The organism is Olleya sp. HaHaR_3_96, assembly GCF_019278545.1.
Lineage (GTDB): Bacteria > Bacteroidota > Bacteroidia > Flavobacteriales > Flavobacteriaceae > Olleya.
Genome location: NZ_CP058987.1, coordinates 2,194,964 through 2,211,232 on the forward strand (window position 1 = coordinate 2,194,964; position 16,269 = coordinate 2,211,232).

General features: G+C 33.0%; 17 protein-coding genes and 1 pseudogene. 7 read left to right on the forward strand and 11 right to left on the reverse strand.

What is annotated here, in order from left to right; genetic code table 11:
• Positions 1-126: 126 nt before the first annotated feature.
• Genes fmt through H0I26_RS09580 form a run of 3 tightly spaced genes read right to left on the reverse strand, consistent with a single transcriptional unit; the run spans position 127 to position 3,517 of the window.
• Positions 127-1,077 carry a methionyl-tRNA formyltransferase gene (fmt, locus tag H0I26_RS09570; RefSeq protein WP_218701992.1) on the reverse strand — a complete coding sequence of 317 codons (951 nt, stop codon included), beginning with the start codon at positions 1,075-1,077 and terminating at the stop codon, positions 127-129.
• Positions 1,074-2,975 (reverse strand): ATP-dependent DNA helicase RecQ, encoded by a 1,902-nt coding sequence (locus tag H0I26_RS09575; RefSeq protein ID WP_218701993.1) that lies wholly within the window; start codon positions 2,973-2,975, stop codon positions 1,074-1,076. Before H0I26_RS09575 ends, fmt begins: the two co-directional genes overlap by 4 nt.
• Positions 2,975-3,517: an AAA family ATPase gene (locus H0I26_RS09580; protein WP_101018082.1), complete on the reverse strand. Its 543-nt coding sequence runs from the start codon at positions 3,515-3,517 to the stop codon at positions 2,975-2,977. Before H0I26_RS09580 ends, H0I26_RS09575 begins: the two co-directional genes overlap by 1 nt.
• A gap of 89 nt (positions 3,518-3,606) precedes the next feature.
• Between H0I26_RS09580 and H0I26_RS09585 the strand changes: the two genes are divergently transcribed.
• The 4 genes from H0I26_RS09585 (at position 3,607) to H0I26_RS09600 (ending at position 7,840) form a co-directional block, all read left to right on the forward strand.
• The gene (locus H0I26_RS09585; protein ID WP_218701994.1) at positions 3,607-3,900 is read left to right on the forward strand and encodes a DUF493 family protein; all 294 of its coding nucleotides are present in this window, start codon (positions 3,607-3,609) and stop codon (positions 3,898-3,900) included.
• A gap of 71 nt (positions 3,901-3,971) precedes the next feature.
• Positions 3,972-4,637 carry a DUF4290 domain-containing protein gene (locus H0I26_RS09590; protein ID WP_101018083.1) on the forward strand — a complete coding sequence of 222 codons (666 nt, stop codon included), beginning with the start codon at positions 3,972-3,974 and terminating at the stop codon, positions 4,635-4,637.
• Between the two features lie 8 nt (positions 4,638-4,645).
• Entirely contained in the window at positions 4,646-5,962 is a 1,317-nt protein-coding gene (gene murA / locus H0I26_RS09595) for a UDP-N-acetylglucosamine 1-carboxyvinyltransferase (protein ID WP_101018084.1), read from the forward strand.
• 198 nt (positions 5,963-6,160) lie between these two features.
• On the forward strand, positions 6,161-7,840 hold the full coding sequence (locus tag H0I26_RS09600) for a right-handed parallel beta-helix repeat-containing protein (protein WP_218701995.1): 1,680 nt from the start codon (positions 6,161-6,163) through the stop codon (positions 7,838-7,840).
• Positions 7,841-8,043: 203 nt separating this feature from the next.
• Here the strand turns inward: H0I26_RS09600 and H0I26_RS19740 are convergent, their stop codons facing one another.
• Positions 8,044-8,178 carry a hypothetical protein gene (locus tag H0I26_RS19740; protein ID WP_256935318.1) on the reverse strand — a complete coding sequence of 45 codons (135 nt, stop codon included), beginning with the start codon at positions 8,176-8,178 and terminating at the stop codon, positions 8,044-8,046.
• 26 nt (positions 8,179-8,204) lie between these two features.
• On the opposite strand from H0I26_RS19740, the gene H0I26_RS09605 reads away from it, so the two are divergent.
• Positions 8,205-8,921: a hypothetical protein gene (locus H0I26_RS09605; RefSeq protein WP_218701996.1), complete on the forward strand. Its 717-nt coding sequence runs from the start codon at positions 8,205-8,207 to the stop codon at positions 8,919-8,921.
• A gap of 411 nt (positions 8,922-9,332) precedes the next feature.
• Here the strand turns inward: H0I26_RS09605 and H0I26_RS09610 are convergent, their stop codons facing one another.
• Complete coding sequence (locus tag H0I26_RS09610; RefSeq protein ID WP_218701997.1) at positions 9,333-9,845, reverse strand: hypothetical protein; 513 nt, start codon at positions 9,843-9,845, stop codon at positions 9,333-9,335.
• A 127-nt stretch (positions 9,846-9,972) separates the two neighbouring features.
• Between H0I26_RS09610 and H0I26_RS19925 the strand changes: the two are divergent.
• Positions 9,973-10,163, forward strand: a pseudogene (locus tag H0I26_RS19925) (group II intron reverse transcriptase/maturase); the annotation flags it as partial.
• A 139-nt stretch (positions 10,164-10,302) separates the two neighbouring features.
• Here the strand turns inward: H0I26_RS19925 and H0I26_RS09615 are convergent.
• The gene (locus H0I26_RS09615; RefSeq protein ID WP_218697835.1) at positions 10,303-11,049 is read right to left on the reverse strand and encodes a hypothetical protein; all 747 of its coding nucleotides are present in this window, start codon (positions 11,047-11,049) and stop codon (positions 10,303-10,305) included.
• 360 nt (positions 11,050-11,409) lie between these two features.
• On the opposite strand from H0I26_RS09615, the gene H0I26_RS09620 reads away from it, so the two are divergent.
• Complete coding sequence (locus H0I26_RS09620; RefSeq protein WP_218697837.1) at positions 11,410-12,381, forward strand: IS110 family transposase; 972 nt, start codon at positions 11,410-11,412, stop codon at positions 12,379-12,381.
• 34 nt (positions 12,382-12,415) lie between these two features.
• Here the strand turns inward: H0I26_RS09620 and H0I26_RS09625 are convergent, their stop codons facing one another.
• From H0I26_RS09625 to H0I26_RS09645, 5 genes are all read right to left on the reverse strand, one after another.
• Complete coding sequence (locus H0I26_RS09625; protein WP_218697838.1) at positions 12,416-13,387, reverse strand: hypothetical protein; 972 nt, start codon at positions 13,385-13,387, stop codon at positions 12,416-12,418.
• A 99-nt stretch (positions 13,388-13,486) separates the two neighbouring features.
• Complete coding sequence (locus tag H0I26_RS09630) at positions 13,487-14,791, reverse strand: cryptochrome/photolyase family protein (protein WP_218697840.1); 1,305 nt, start codon at positions 14,789-14,791, stop codon at positions 13,487-13,489.
• Positions 14,792-14,794: 3 nt separating this feature from the next.
• Positions 14,795-15,256, reverse strand: a complete 462-nt coding sequence (locus H0I26_RS09635) for an SRPBCC family protein (RefSeq protein ID WP_218697842.1) — start codon at positions 15,254-15,256, stop codon at positions 14,795-14,797.
• Positions 15,257-15,265: 9 nt separating this feature from the next.
• Complete coding sequence (locus tag H0I26_RS09640; RefSeq protein WP_218697845.1) at positions 15,266-15,727, reverse strand: TspO/MBR family protein; 462 nt, start codon at positions 15,725-15,727, stop codon at positions 15,266-15,268.
• Complete coding sequence (locus tag H0I26_RS09645) at positions 15,724-16,266, reverse strand: glutathione peroxidase (RefSeq protein WP_218697846.1); 543 nt, start codon at positions 16,264-16,266, stop codon at positions 15,724-15,726. The genes H0I26_RS09640 and H0I26_RS09645 overlap by 4 nt, the downstream gene beginning before the upstream one ends.
• Between the last annotated feature and the right edge of the window lie 3 nt (positions 16,267-16,269).

A 16,269-nucleotide genomic window follows, 5' to 3' on the forward strand; every position in this document is an offset into this window, starting at 1 on the left:
TACGGATTATGCTACTATGCAAGTAATAGCAAGGGAAATGCGTTGATTTGTTAATAACTTTTGGCATTTGTTAATAAAGAGGACTCTTTTTTAGTGTTTTATAACAATATCAATGATAATAAGGGTTTAGCGGAGTTTTGCATCTTCATCAAAACGATAACCGTTTAAAAGTGATTTAACATCCATGTTGCGTTTTCCTGGTAGTTTTAAATCTAATATTTTTATAAAACCCTCTTTTACAGCAACCTTAAGTGTTGATTTGTCACTAATAATTGTTCCATTTTCCAAGCTGTGTGATTCGATTTCTTTTTCAGCTTTGTAAATTTTGATATCTAAGACGTCGTTATTATTAACTAATTCGCACCAAGCAGCTGGATACGGGCTTAAACCTCTGATTTTGTTATAGATATCATCCATCGTGTTAGAAAAATCTATTTTGCAGTTGTCTCTGTCCAATTTATAAGCTGTTCTAATGATAGCATCTTCAGGCTGAGGTGTTGTTTTAACAGTTCCTGTTTCAATACGTTTAATAGTGTCTATAACTAGGTCACTTCCTATAGTCATTAACTTGTCATGTAAACTTCCAGCATTTTCGGAAGGATCTATAGCAATGTCTTGTTGTAAAATCATTTCACCAGTATCAATTCTTTCATCAATAAAAAAAGTAGAGACACCTGTTTTAGTTTCACCATTAATAATAGCCCAGTTAATTGGAGCAGCACCACGGTAGTTAGGTAATAAAGACGCATGAAGATTAAAAGTACCATGTTTAGGCATGTCCCAAACTAATTTAGGTAACATTCTAAAAGCGACAATAATTTGAAGGTCTGCTTCTAGTGCTTTTAATTCTTCTAAAAAAGCAGGATTTTTTAAATTGGTAGGCTGTAGTATGTGTAATCCTTTTTCTTTGGCAAATACTTTGACTGCGGATTCGTTTAATTTACGTCCGCGACCGGCAGGTTTATCAGGGGCAGTAATAACGCCAACAACAGTATAGTTATGGTCTAGAATAGTTTTTAGGGTCGTTACAGCAAAATCTGGCGTTCCCATAAATACAATCTTTATAGCTTTATTCATATGTGTTTTAATTTGTAGCTATTGGTATTTGTGATCACGATTATGTCATCTTCCAATAGGGTTTTTAAGGTGTTATTAATGTCAATTTCTGTAAACGGTAATAATTTGAATAGGTCTTTAGAGTTTTTTGCACCAAACTCCAAAGTTTCAATTATTTTATTTTTTACGGTTTTATAATCTGTTTTAGGTTTTGCTTTCGCGGAAACACAAACACTACAAATTCCACAGACATTGACGTCTTTTTCTCCAAAGTAGGTTAGTAATTGTATGCTTTTGCAAATTTGATCATTATTAACGTAATCTAATACAGCTTTAACTTGTTTTTGTTTTAATGTATTTTGTTGTTCTATAATTGAAGCAATACGATTTATTGTTTTTTCGTCTTCACGAGGTTCAATAAAGGTAATTTGGGCATCTGTTTTATTTGACACAAGAGAGATAATCTCGTCTTTTTCTAATTGTTCTAAAATGGAGATTAATCTAAATTCTTTTACAGATGCTTTATCAGAAATTAAAGTACTGTTTATTTTTGTGCTGTGTTCAAAAATCCCACCGTAGGTTCTTAAGACCGATTTTATTACGATTTCAAAATCCTTATGAGATTCTAAGTATTTGAATAGCGCATGGCTAGAAACTAAAAATTGTACCTCAATACGTTTATTAAACTGTTTACTAAGCGTGATAATACTAGTGTTATCTAATATGTTTAATGAGTTGTAGGTTGTAACCGAATTAAATTTATACGTTTTACAAAAATCGTTAAAATTAAAATCAAAGGTTTGATAAGCTCCTTCGCCGTAAGAGACTTGAAAATAACTACATAGTTTTCTGTACACTATTTTGACATAGTCTACCGTTGGTAAAACTTTTAAAAACTGATTATGTAATGCATTATCGTCATTTTTGTTTTTTAAAATAACAGCATAGGCTTTATTCTCATCACGTCCAGCACGACCTGCTTCTTGAAAGTAACTTTCGATACTATCCGGTAAGTTAATATGTATGACCGTTTTTACATCAGATTTGTCAATACCCATTCCAAAAGCATTGGTCGCTACCATAACTTGCTTTTTGTTGTTTATCCAATCGTTTAGATGGTCATCTTTAATCTTATTGTTTAATCCACCGTGATAATAGGTGCTAGTAATATTTTTTTGTTCTAAATATTGTGTGATTTCAAGTGTCAACCGTCTGTTTCTAACATAAATAATAGAGGGTTGTGGGTTCTTTTTTAAAATAGCTTCTAATCTAAAGTATTTATCCTCTTCAGTAAAGACCATATATGCGATATTAGGTCTGTAAAAGGACTGCTTAAAAACCTTAGGGCTAATAAAATCAAGTTCCGTTATAATATCCTGAACAACTTCCGGCGTTGCACTAGCAGTTAATGCAATGACATTAACCGTTGGATGTAATTGACGTAAGATATTTATGTTTTTATAAGCTGGTCTAAAGTCGTTTCCCCATTGACTAATACAATGGGCTTCATCCACCGCAATAAGGTTAACATTCATTTGTCTAATACGATCTTGTACTAACTCTTGTTGCAACCGTTCTGGCGACAGGTATAAAAATTTATAATTTCCGTAAATACAATTGTCTAAAAGGGTGTCAATTTCTCTATTTGGGATACCACTTGTTAAGGCCAATGCTTTTATTCCTTTATTTTGAAGCGCATTAACTTGATCTTTCATTAATGCAACTAATGGTGATATAACAATGCAAATACCTTCTTTAGCTAAAGCAGGTATTTGAAAACAGACACTTTTACCACCACCAGTTGGTAGTAAGGCAAACGTATCTTCGTTATCAATCACCGCATTTATAATCTCTTCTTGTAGAGGTCTAAACGCTGTAAATTTCCAATAACGTTCTAATATGTTTATGGGGTGCGTCATTATAAGGCTTTAACCACATCTAATATATGTTGCGCTCTAGTTTCAATACTACCAAAAGGAACATCTTGCAAGTTATAATCGTATTTCTCGTAACTTTTTAATAGATTCTGATGTATTATTTTAGCTTGTTCAAAGCTTTCATAACGGACGGCATCACTTTTATAAATTTCCTGCCAAGGGGCTAAAATAAAGACGTAATCGTAAGTGTTGTCTATACAGGATTTAGTAAATTTTTCAGGATAGTCTTCCTTAGCATAGTCCATATATGCCACAACGTCAGGTACACCTCTGTCCAAAAACACAAACTCGCTACTACTGTTAACAGCGTCTACGTATTGTTGTTCCCTTCCTTTTAATAATAGTTCACTAAATAATAAAGGTTCAGTTAAAAACATTTGTTCAATCCCTTTTTCTCTTGCTTCAAGCGTGACTTGACGGGATATTTCTTCGTAACAGGTGTAGCCTCGTTTTGTTAATTCGTCAATAATTGCTGACTTTCCTGTACTTGGGCCTCCGGTAATAACTATTTTTTTTGCTTTCAAATGAAATTAATTTATGTGTAAAAATCCGAAATTTATTCATTAAAAAAAAATATAAACAAAATGGTATATTTGTTGTTTATCAAATAGGCATGAATAAGACACCAAATCCAGAAGAATTTTACGCAAAATTAAAAGAACAATTATTGGACACATCCACGTGGCCCAGTGAATATTTATATAAATTTATTATAGTATCTGAATTAGAAAAAATAGCAGAAGTTGAAGCTATTTTTGATAATATGGGAGCTGTCATTAGAACAAAAGAGTCTAGTAATGGTAAATATACAAGTGTATCTATTAAAGTTATAATGAATAATCCGGATCATGTTGTAGAAAAATATTTAGAAGTTACAGAAAAAGTAGAAGGCGTGATTAGTCTTTAATTTTTTTTTGTATTTTGCACAAGCATTAGAAACTTCGATGCAACACTTATAAATTCTACACTTTTTTTATTTTGATAGACGACATAGAGTACAACACAGAGCGTGAGCATTTAATTATTCCTGAGTATGGACGCCATATTCAAAAAATGATTAATTACGCAAAAACAAGAGAGACCAAAGAGGAGCGTAATAAATTAGCGAAATCTATTATAGCAGTAATGGGTAATATGCAACCACATTTGCGTGATGTTGCCGATTTCCAACACAAGCTTTGGGATCAGCTATTTATAATGGCTAATTTTGAGCTTGATGCGGACTCACCTTATGGCGTACCTTCGGAAGAAGAATTGTCAGAACGTCCAGCACCTTTAGAATACCCACAAAACTTCCCCAAATATCGTTTTTATGGTAATAACATAAAGACAATGATTGATGTTGCTAATACATGGGAAGATGGAGATATGAAGGAAGCGCTGACGTATACCATTGCAAATCATATGAAAAAGTGTTTTTTAAATTGGAATAAGGACACGGTGGAAGACAGCGTGATTTTTATTCATTTATTTGAATTATCTGATGGTAAAATAAACCTAAAAGGTAGTGAAGAAGCACTGACCGATTCTGGACGCTTAATGAAAGCTTCAAGTGGTAAAAAATATTCTACCACTTCTAGTCACAAAAAAGTGCCAAATCACAAAAAAAATAATACTCTAAACCGAAACCGAAAAAGATACTAATACTATTTATGGGAACATTTAAAATTGAAGGAGGTCACCAACTTAAAGGAGACATACAACCTCAGGGCGCAAAAAACGAAGCATTACAAATATTATGTGCAGTTTTATTAACGCCAGAAAAAGTAACCATAAATAATATTCCTGATATTATTGATATTAATAAGTTGATATCGCTTTTAGGAAATTTAGGTGTTAAGGTTGAAAAGTTAAAAGAGGAATCATACGCTTTTCAGGCAGACGAGATTAACTTAGAGTACATGCAAACTGCCGACTTTAAAAAAGAGGGTAGTGGACTTAGAGGATCTATTATGATGGTCGGACCTTTATTAGCGCGTTTTGGTAAAGGGTACATCCCAAAACCAGGAGGAGATAAAATTGGACGTCGTCGTTTAGATACACACTTTGAAGGCTTTATCAAATTAGGGGCTAAGTTTAGATATAACCGTGAAGATTATTTTTATGGTGTAGAAGCGGATAAGCTTGTCGGTACAGATATGCTTTTAGATGAAGCGTCTGTAACGGGTACTGCTAATATTGTAATGGCTGCTGTTATGGCAGAAGGAACAACAACAATATATAACGCCGCTTGCGAACCTTATTTACAGCAATTATGTAAGATGCTGAATAGAATGGGGGCAAAAATTACCGGTGTTGGATCTAATCTACTAACTATTGAAGGTGTTGATAGTTTAGGAGGGACGGAACACACGATGCTACCTGATATGATTGAAATTGGTAGTTGGATTGGTTTGGCTGCTATGACAAAAAGTGAATTAACAATTAAAAACGTAAGCTGGGATGATTTAGGTCAAATACCAGATGTGTTTAGAAAAATAGGAATCACTGTCGAAAGAAAAGGTGATGATATTTATATTCCTGCACATAAAGACGGTTACGAAATTCAAAATTATATTGATGGTTCTATTTTAACCATTGCAGATGCACCTTGGCCTGGTTTTACTCCAGATCTATTAAGTATTGTCCTAGTCGTGGCAACACAAGCAAAAGGAGAAGTACTAGTACATCAAAAAATGTTTGAGAGTCGTTTGTTTTTTGTAGATAAGCTTATTGATATGGGAGCAAAAATTATATTATGCGATCCACACAGAGCAACAGTTATGGGGCATGATTTTAAGTCTCAGTTAAAAGCGACAACTATGGTATCACCAGATATTAGAGCAGGGATCTCTTTATTAATCGCTGCATTATCGGCAAAAGGAACATCAACAATTCATAATATTGAACAAATAGATAGAGGTTATCAAAAAATTGTAGAACGTTTACAAGCTATTGGTGCTAAGATTGAACGTATAGAAGGAAACTAAAAATAAAATAATTGTGTAAAAAAGCTTCAGTGAAAACTGAAGCTTTTTTTGTTTATAGAATTAAGTTCATTTTATAGGTTACTTGAACTTTGTATTGTATACATTAGAGGAGAAATAAATTATCGAAAAACATTCAATTTAGGTTTGTGTGTTAGAGTAATGATTTTAAAATTTATCTTAATTAATAAAATAATAAGTATGAAAAGAGTTTTGTTGTCAATTTGTTTACTATTTATTGTTGTCACGAGTTGTAGTGATGATGACATTAATACCTCTAATGTTGAGGAGTTACCTAATTCGGAGGTGGAAGGTGATTATGTATCCCCTATAGGGATTCCTAATGCTTGGATTTCTCCAGATATTGAGAGTCCAGAGCGACCTAGTGAATGGGAGACAGAACTAACAGGTTATTATTTTGTAGAGTATTCTGTTGGCTCTGATACAGATAATACCTACGGTACGCCAAGTATGCCACGTAAAACAATTCCTTTTCCTGTTCCGGCAGGATCCTATGTTGTGGTTAAAGGGAATTACAATTATGTGCAAAATGATATTAAACTTAGGGGAGAAGGTACTGGAGAGGCATGGGTTGCAGGTGTTAGTGGTGCTACTTGGATTGTTGGTGATACAGATGATAGAGCCGAAATTACAGGTAACAAACTACTAGTTTCAGGAAGTTATGTGTATTTGGAAAATTTTTATTTTCACTCTAGTGGTCGTGTGCAACTAGGATCTTATGTCGCAGGATCTCCAGTCGATCATATATTAATTAGAAATAGTGAAATGAAAGGTGAGGTTGATGTTGCTGGTGGTGTTTTGATAAATACTGTTGGTTTAGTTGACGCACCTGCAAAGGATATAATTATTTATAACAATAAAGCACATAGAATTGGACCACTTGATTCAGAAGTTGATATTGACGCACGTGGTTGTTCTATTCAAAGTTATACAAGTAATATGTGGGTGATAGATAATGAATTTAGTGACTCGTCTGCAGGGCTTCAAGTTGAAGCAGGTTCTATAGATCGTCAAGCAACTACGCATCATATCTATATAGGACGTAATCATGTCCATAATATTGCGCAGGCGGGTATAGGTATAAAATATGCTTTAGATATTATTATTAGTGAGAATAATATTCATGATATTATTGATACACCTTGGTCACCATCTAAAGGCATTGGTTTCCAATATGCTCCTGATCGTGTTTGGATTCTTTTTAATCAAATTTCAAATGTATATACAGGTGTTCGTGGCGGAAGTGATAATGGAGGTGCGGGATCTATTGGTCAAAGTGTTTTTATTATCGGTAATTTAATCAAAGATGTAACTATAACTGGTACTGCCTATAATGGAGCAACAGAAGGTTTGGGTATTGAAATAAATAATGGTGCTACACCAAGATATATTATTAATAACACGATTGTAGATAGTGATATTGCAATTGGAAATGGATACTATAATTCTACCATGATTATGGAAAATAACGTTATTTCTAATACTAGAGACTTTGATATTATGCTTGAGGACAGTTATCAGACTGGAACGTTATCGACACTTAGAAATAACCACTTTGATGCGGAAGCTAAAATTAGATGGAGTAATGGCGTTACACATAATCTTGAGAGCTTTCAAGTCGCTTTTAGTAAAGGAGAAGGTTGTATTAGTGCTGCACCTTTGTTTGAGGATACTAGTTCAGATGATTTTTCATTACAATCGACTAGTTCGGCTGTTGGTAGTGGTTTATCCGCAATTGATTTAACAGTTGATGTATATGCTCTTTTTGAGACTTTATATGATCTAGATATAAGAGTTGATATAAATCAAGTTGCTAGACCTGATACAGGGGTTTGGAATATGGGAGCTTATGAGAATTAAAGAATAAGGGAACACTAATAAAAAAGGGGGCTCTACTATAAGGAGCCCTTTTTATTTTGTTGTTATATTAGTTAACATAGAGGTCTTATATGAAGTCTTGTGTGTACTAATAGCTTTACTGTAATCGTTTTGTTTTTAAAACATTAATAGTCGGTGTTTAAAAGTGTGAAGGATAATACGTCATTACCGGTAATACGATTAGTTTAATAGCTTCTATATTTCCAAATAATATTATCAGAATAAGCAGCACTACATTTAGGATTCTTCTTAATAGCTTGCATCACTATTAATTGAGTAATGTCGTCTGTTTCTACAAATTTTTCTTTGTAATATTGCAAGACGTATTTTTGTTAAAACAACCAAAATGAATTTATTTTTATCCCAAGTAATACCCGTTAATTATACCTATGGTTTTTTAGCGCTAACCCTATTATTAACTTTCTTTATTGCGAAACGATTAGGAAAAACAGGTTGTATAGGCTTTGGATATGTCGCTTTGATTGTTGGTGCAATTAATCTGTTTACAGTATTGGTTTTCTTTTTAATATCGACCGCTATTAAAGATCTTTATGCCATTCCGTTTGGGATAAACTATACAGCAGAAGTTATTGATTCTGTTTCAAAATCAACAGAAGATGGTACAATGTATTCTCCGATAGTTGCTTTTACAACGCAATCAGGAGCTGCAGTCACTGAAGAACTAAGTTTCTCTTCTGGAAGCTTGCAAAATAGTTATTATATAAACTATAATGAAGACACAGGAAAACTCATTCCGCTTGGGTTTATTTTGGCTTTAAAACTTGCAGCAGCCATACTTTTTGGAGTGATTTTTATATTCTCATTTACGGGTATTATTCTTTATGCAGGAGGAATAAATATGAGTGGTTATTTAGAAGTTGTAAAAGTGGTTGGTCTTAAGTTTTTTCTTCCGCTTATAATGATTGGTTTTGACGCATTGCTTATTTATGCACTGTTTTACGGAAATGAAATGCCTATTTTTATTTTAGGGATTCTTGTGTTTTTTATTTTTATGCTGACATTAGGGATTTGGGGTTATATTAAAGCGGGTATTTGGAAGTAAATTGATGGAGTGAATTTATAGATTCGTTTCTTTACAGTGCGGTTTAATTAATATTCAATAGTGTTGTCGGTAATATATTTTTAATCGCTTTCAACGCTTAAAAATCAACATTCGAGTAAGTACTTCGCAAGTCAAATCACGTCATATTTCGATATAAAGTTGTAATTAAAAGAGTCACTATTTGTTGATTTTGAGTGTATTTCATAATCAATGCTAAAAATTTAATCCCAAAAAAAAATCTCGAGAAATAAGCTCTTTAGATTTTTTTGACTACTACAAAAATATTGTTTTTGGTGCGTTACATATTGTATACGCCAACGTTTATATCTAATGTTGTCCAGTTATAAAAACATCGTATTTAGCTGTTAAATATACTTTCACTTTGGTAACGTCATCTGTATAGATTCTGAATTAATATACCGTATAGCTTTCTTCTATAATTGTATCTGACGAAAGATGATTAAATCTTTGTAAATCTGTGTGGTTATTGTCTAAAAAATTAGTTAGGTGAGTTACTATATCTTGTTGTAAAATACCAGTAGCTGCAGTTTTATTTTCTTCAATAGTTTTTTCTTTAGAACCTCCAAAAAGCTGACTAAATTTTGAAGTAGGCACTATTTTGGATGACATAAATTCTAACACCAGTTTAATTGCTTCTGGTTGTACAGATGTACTAGGGTAAAGGTGTGGATGAATATGAATAATATATTCCTTTTTGTTGTTTTTAAATGTAACCGAAAAATTCCAAGAGTTGTCATCAACTATATCAGAGTCGTTTTGGTTTGCATCTGTAGCTTTAGTTAATAGGTTAAACCAATTAATGCTTTTGTATAGTTCCATTACTTCTAAGCTAGAAGAAACGGTAGTATCTATTTTCTTTTCTCCAGACGAAAAGTTTTCAAAACAAATTATATATTTTCCCATTGTGTTTGCGAGGTTTAAGAAGCTAATGTAGTAAAAAAACACTGGGATTTTAATACTTCGGCTTCTTGTTTATATTCATTTGTATTAGCACGCGATATTTCTAAAAAAAAAACTGTATCTAAAAGTTAAGCCTAAAAATAGGATTCAATTAAGTGTAGAAACTGGACAAGCTTATGCTTGGAGTAGAACCAGAATGGGAGGCTGGGCAGTAGCTCAAAGTCCTACTTAAAGACTACTATCACAACTTCAAGGCTTAAACGAAAAGGGTATAAACCTTTGTTAGATTATATTAATAATACGCAAACTTCAATTTGGTGAACGGCCGTATACGTTCCTGAGTGCTATTGCTGGTAGCAATAGATACGAAAGGGCTAACGTAGTTGCTTATGTACGGTGGTGTGAGAGGCGCACTCCGACTATTTTAGTCGGAGCCGTCTACTCGATTATCAACTGGCTTTTATATTTTATGTTCATATCCGATTTCGTTTAAATCAGATTTCAATTGTTCAAAAGCATCTAATTCTGGATTTAATTCGAGAACTAATTCTTTTGTTATTATTGCTCCTTTATAAATCTTTTCTACAAGTTCCAATTTGAGTTCTTTTTCCTCAAAATTTTCCTCGTAATATTCTTCCGCCCAATTTTTGTAAGTCAAAGGTTTTCCATCTAATAATTGTAGTAAATCATTAGAGCCATCTTTGTATTCGTCTTTTGGTAAATCGACTTTCCCTATTTTCCAATTATTATCTGATTCAGTTTGCCAAATACAAAAAGTTGTTCCAATACTTTTCACAGGTTCTCCGAATATAAAGTCATTAAATACTTTTGGTAAATTATCCACAACTCCTTTTGGAATTATTTGAGTTAATTCCATTTTGGTTTCTTTTTTTGAACCAAATAGTTTTTCTACAAAAGATTTTTTTTCCTCAACTGGAATGTTTTTCCAACCATTCATTTCGCTTTCGTGAGCAAATCCGTTAATACAAGTTCCGTTTTTGCTAAAAACCATTAACATTTGGTCTCCTTGTCCATTTCTCATTTCACAAAACTCTTCTGTTTCACTCCAATCTTTTTGGTAAGAATAATATCTGTATTCCCATTCAGGACAAATAATTGCTTCCAAAGCAGAAATGGATTTGCAAATCTTTTGTAATTCACTCGGATTTGGCAGAAGATTTAGGTTTTCAGACGAAAGTTTGTTCATTAGCAGGATTTTTATTCAGCTTGTTGGTAACGGTTTTGTGTATGATTAGTTGTGTGTGTAAGCACCTAATTTAGTAAATAAAAACTGAATAGAAAATCCGCGAGGACTTTCGTAAGTAGGCAAAAGCCAACAATAAATTATATACGGCTTAAGTTTACAATTCATTAAATTTATACATAAATCAGAAAGCACAAAAGAGAGGCATAAGGTTATTATACACTCAGAGACTTTAGATCTCGTCAACATTGAAAATCCCCTCTCTTTTTCTACCCAGATTTCGTACAGTTCTGTGAGGCTTTTAGACCTCGATTTTAAGTCGTTGAAACTCGCGTAGTATGTCCTTTCAAAAAACACTTTGTTATGAATAAAGATATAAAATATTTTGGACTTGACATCAGTCATTTAGTATTTGATGTTACAGATTCCGAAGGGAATTATTACCAGTTTAAAAATAATATTTCAGGCTTTAAAAAGTATGTAAAGCTGTTAGATATTAATAGTCATTCTGTAATGGAGCCTACAGGTTATTACCATTATCAGTTGGCTTATTATTTATTTGAAAATGGTCATAAAGTATCAGTAGAAAATCCATTGTCAGTTAAACGTTTTATCCAGATGAGGCTGTCTAAAATCAAGACAGACAAAAGTGACTCTAAACTAATTTGTGACTATGCGCAACATGTAGAATTAACGTTATGGAAGGGTAGCTCTAAGGAAGTGCAAGAGTGTCTTCAAATCACCAGAACCCTTACGGTGTATACAAAGCAATGCACAATGTTAAAAAACAAACTACATGGTGAAGCCGTTTTGGGAGAACCAAGTAAAGCTGTTGTAAGATCATTAAAGCGTAGTTTAAAACACACTGAAAAAGAGCTAGAAAACTTAGAAGCACGTTTATTGCATTTGGTAAAAGAGACGCATAAAGATTTATTTACGCGTATAAAAACGATACCAGGAATTGGTAGAAAAACAGCTATTATGCTCATCGTTTTAACAGGTGGATTTGAACGTTTTTCTAGCGCAAGTGAACTGTGTAGTTATGCTGGATTAACTCCCGTGATTAGGCAAAGTGGTAGTAGTGTAAAAGGGCGACCACGAATTAGTAAAATGGGCAATCAAAAACTTAGAAATTTATTGTTTATGTGTAGTTTTAGCGCTTGTAAATACAACAAAGCATGTAAAGCAATTTATGAGCGATTAGTGGCCAAAGGAAAAAGTAAAAAATTAGCCTTAATAGCGGTTTGTAATAAGCTATTAAAACAGGCATTTGCTATTGCTAAATCAGGGTTAATATTTGATAAAGAATATAAAAGTACGTTAGTGAAAAATTAATGACATTTTACTTGTTTTTTAACACAGTACTTTGTTATGTGCTGGCTTTTCCTAATTCCAAATCTTCATTAACTACTTTTATTACTGTTCCAAAACCTATAATGCGAGAACCTTCTCTAAAGTCGAATACTGTTCCTTTTTCGAGTTTATTTGTTAAAAAGTCAGTTGATGCAACATTAATTTCCGCAACAACTGTTTCTCCAGGCATAGCAAAATTACGTCTTATAAATCTTTGACTTCCTGATGTTTGTAAATCTGAAAAGTCAAATTTAATAGTTGGCCTATATCCGGAATGTACATTTGTAGTTCTTCCACCTTCTTCCGTTGTTCTGTATTTTAGTTCAGCAATAAAGTCCGCTTTTTTAGAAAATGTAAACGTGTATTTATTGACTATTTCCTTATAATCAGTTAATAATTTTATCGGAATAATTTCATTAATCTGATTAGTTAAATTTTCAATCTCGGATGGTTTCAATTTTAATTGAAGTAAAGGTGCTGATTTAATTCCATCAAGCAACTTTTGTACTATTGGTTCTAACTTTTGAACAAATTCACTGTCAATTAAAGTTTTTAAGAGTTCACTTTGTAGTTCTTGAAGTTCGTCAAAGTTCCAATAGAAACTGGATACATTTCTAACAATCGCTAAATTACTGAAATCTAAATACCCATTGAAATTGTTTGTAGGTCCAAAACAACTTTTGAAATGTTTTTTTTCAACAATAGATTGAAAAGTACAACCAGAAATTACCTCGATAAACCAAGCAATTGTTCTTGGAATATTTTCAGTTTCTTTTTTTATTCGTTCTTGTTCTTTTAATAAATCATGTTCAACGTGGTAAAATGATTTTGCAGGAACAACAATATTTTTCGGAAAGCCTATTTCAAATGTTTTGACATTCCCTAAATCTGTGTCTTCGAATTTACTTGCTAAACAATATCCAGTCAAGTGTCCAAGTTCGTGATAGACAGTACTCTTTATATATTCTAATTTTTGTTCTATGTTCATATTTGCGGCTTGCACATAACTAGTTATATGGTGACTAAAGTACTAAATATCCCCTTAATATTACGGGATATGAGGAAGTTTTGTTCCTGATTTCGGTTTTTAACTAACGGCTGCTTTGTATACTTTTAAGCAACGTTCTCTAGCTTCTTTATGATCTACTATGGGTTGCGGATAGGTTAATTCTTGATAATCTGGTACCCATTGGTTTATATAATCATGTTGTTTATCAAACTTATCAATCTGTGTTGTAGGATTAAAAATTCTGAAATAAGGAGACGCATCAACACCAGAACCAGCAACCCATTGCCAATTACCCACATTGCTAGACAGGTCAAAATCATGTAGTTTTTCTGCAAAATAGGCTTCTCCCCAACGCCAATCAATTAGTAAGTGCTTACATAAAAAACTACCGACTAACATACGGATGCGATTATGCATAAAACCAGTTTGATTAAGCTGTCGCATACCGGCATCAACTAATGGGTATCCTGTTTTACCTTCGCACCAAGCTTTAAACTCGACGTCGTTATTTCGCCATTCAATTCGGTCGTACTTCGCTTTAAAAGCATCTTTATAGGTATGCGGAAAATGCCATAAGATTTGCATAAAAAACTCGCGCCAAATTAACTCTTGCCAGAATATCTCATTTTTTTCGGCAATAGCCTTTTTTACCATTTTCCTAATACTGACCGTCCCGAAACGTAAATGAGGGCCTAATTTGGATGTTGTATCTTTTGCTGGAAAATTTCGAGTGGCTTCATAATTTTGAATTAAAGCTGGGGTTACCGTGTAATCTTCTATATTTTGAGTGGCTGGTATAAAACCGATGTCTGTTATAGTAACGTTTGGTAATTTGGAGTCGGAGACTAAGTTATTTAGGATAGGCGCTGTGTCGTATATTTTTAATTCTTGCGCTTTAAAGGTTGCTTTCCAAAGGCGCATGTAGGGTGTGTAAACCATATACGGTTTGCCATCTTTTTTTACAACCTCATCTTTTTCAAAGATCACCTGATCTTTAAACGTTTTTAGTTGTATGTTTTGTTCTAAAAGTTGTGCTTTAATTTCAGAATCACGTGTAGTAGCATACGGTTCATAATCATGATTGGTAAAAACGGTAGCAATAGTATAGTCTTCTGCTAACGTCTTAAAAGTGCTTTCGGGTGTGCCGTAAAATATAGCAATACTACTATCATGTTTATCTTGAAGTGTACGACGCGTCTTTTGAAGCGTTTCAAATATAAAAGTAACGCGTGCATCGTCTTCAGGAAGTTGTTCTAAAATATTTGGATCAAAAATAAAAATAGGGAGTACAGGATGTTCAGAGTTTAGGGCATTATAAAAGCCAACATTATCATCTAATCTTAAATCGCGTCTAAACCAAAATATATTTACAGGTGTTTTCATGTATTAATACTTTCCAAAAAGTTGTTCTAATTTATGTGTTCTATAATTAAAAATTTCTTCTAATTTAGGTTTTACTATTATAGGGTGCATTAGTTGCCCTAAAATACCCATAGGGAGTTTATAATCAATGATGTCTTCCATCTCTACACCGCCATCAATTTCATTTATAAAATGTTTGTGGTGCCACAAAGCGTAAGGACCAAAGCGCTGCTCGTCAACAAAATATTCGCCTTCTTTAGTATGTGTAATCTCAGTTACCCATTTAGTTTTGATGCCTAAGACAGGTGTGACAATATATTGAATAATTTGTCCTGCAAACATTGGTCTATCCGCTCCGGATAAAATGTTAAATCCCATGTATTCTGGAGTTATCGTTTTTAAATTTTTAGGGTCAGACAAAAAGGCCCAAGCTTGTGCTTTTGTAATTGGTAAATTTTGTTTTTTATGTAATCGGTATATTTTCATAACTAGGGTCTAATTATTTAATAAAATGTATGCATTTAGTGACGTCGCAATTAATAGCCATACCATATAAGGTAGAAGTAAATAACTGATATTGTTTAGAATTTTTTTATACTTAAAAAAGTAATAGAAAATGACCAGAGTTAAACTGCTAATGACTATTAAGCCTAATAAAACAAGGTGTTGATTAAAAAACAGAAAGTTCCAAATACTGTTTAAAAAGACCTGTAATACAAAGATTAGTTTAAGGTTTAGTGTATTACTTTTATTAAATAAATAGGCTAAATAAAAAGAGAAGCAAATCATTATTACGGTCCATGCTGCTCCAAAAACCCAACCTGGAGGCGTCCAAGGTGCGCGATTTAAATTGGTGTACCAATCGGATGATGGACCATTACCCATGAGATAACTTCCAAGTGCTAAACTCCCGAAGTTGATACATAAAAAGAAAACTAATGGTTTTAATAACTTCATTTTAAATATTTAATAATTTTAGAACTATTAGGCGTTGTTGTAGAGTAGAAGTAGTCTAATAATTTACCGTCTGGACTGACCATATACTTTTGGAAATTCCATTTTACAGAAGAACTACTTTTACCATTTTTGCTAGCTTTAGTTAACCAGGCATATAAAGGGTGTTGCTGTTTTCCTTTGACCTCTATTTTTTCTGTAATTAAAAAAGAAACACCATAATTGACCTCACAAAAGACTTCAATAGCATCTGCAGTACCAGGTTCTTGACTTCCAAATTGATTACAAGGTACACCAATGACGGTCAGTGTCTCGCTATAGTTTTCTTGTAACTCTTGTAGTGCTTTATATTGTGGTGTAAATCCACATTTTGAAGCCACATTAACAAATAGGATATGTTTGCCTTTAAAGGTTTTTAAATCGATAGGTTTACCTTGTAAGTTATTAATCGTAATATCATAAATACTTGGTAGCGTATTCAAATCTATAGCAACGGTGTTTTTAGAGAATAGGGTAGCAACAAAGGCTTTAAATGGATTCATAAA

Coding starts and splice junctions, on each gene's coding strand:
- fmt (WP_218701992.1), bottom strand. CDS start 1,077: ATGAATAAAGCTATAAAGATTGTATTTATGGGAACGCCAGATTTTGCT.
- H0I26_RS09575 (WP_218701993.1), bottom strand. CDS start 2,975: ATGACGCACCCCATAAACATATTAGAACGTTATTGGAAATTTACAGCG.
- H0I26_RS09585 (WP_218701994.1), top strand. CDS start 3,607: ATGAATAAGACACCAAATCCAGAAGAATTTTACGCAAAATTAAAAGAA.
- murA (WP_101018084.1), top strand. CDS start 4,646: ATGGGAACATTTAAAATTGAAGGAGGTCACCAACTTAAAGGAGACATA.
- H0I26_RS09600 (WP_218701995.1), top strand. CDS start 6,161: ATGAAAAGAGTTTTGTTGTCAATTTGTTTACTATTTATTGTTGTCACG.
- H0I26_RS09605 (WP_218701996.1), top strand. CDS start 8,205: ATGAATTTATTTTTATCCCAAGTAATACCCGTTAATTATACCTATGGT.
- H0I26_RS09610 (WP_218701997.1), bottom strand. CDS start 9,845: ATGGGAAAATATATAATTTGTTTTGAAAACTTTTCGTCTGGAGAAAAG.
- H0I26_RS09615 (WP_218697835.1), bottom strand. CDS start 11,049: ATGAACAAACTTTCGTCTGAAAACCTAAATCTTCTGCCAAATCCGAGT.
- H0I26_RS09620 (WP_218697837.1), top strand. CDS start 11,410: ATGAATAAAGATATAAAATATTTTGGACTTGACATCAGTCATTTAGTA.
- H0I26_RS09625 (WP_218697838.1), bottom strand. CDS start 13,387: ATGAACATAGAACAAAAATTAGAATATATAAAGAGTACTGTCTATCAC.
- H0I26_RS09630 (WP_218697840.1), bottom strand. CDS start 14,791: ATGAAAACACCTGTAAATATATTTTGGTTTAGACGCGATTTAAGATTA.
- H0I26_RS09635 (WP_218697842.1), bottom strand. CDS start 15,256: ATGAAAATATACCGATTACATAAAAAACAAAATTTACCAATTACAAAA.
- H0I26_RS09640 (WP_218697845.1), bottom strand. CDS start 15,727: ATGAAGTTATTAAAACCATTAGTTTTCTTTTTATGTATCAACTTCGGG.
- H0I26_RS09645 (WP_218697846.1), bottom strand. CDS start 16,266: ATGAATCCATTTAAAGCCTTTGTTGCTACCCTATTCTCTAAAAACACC.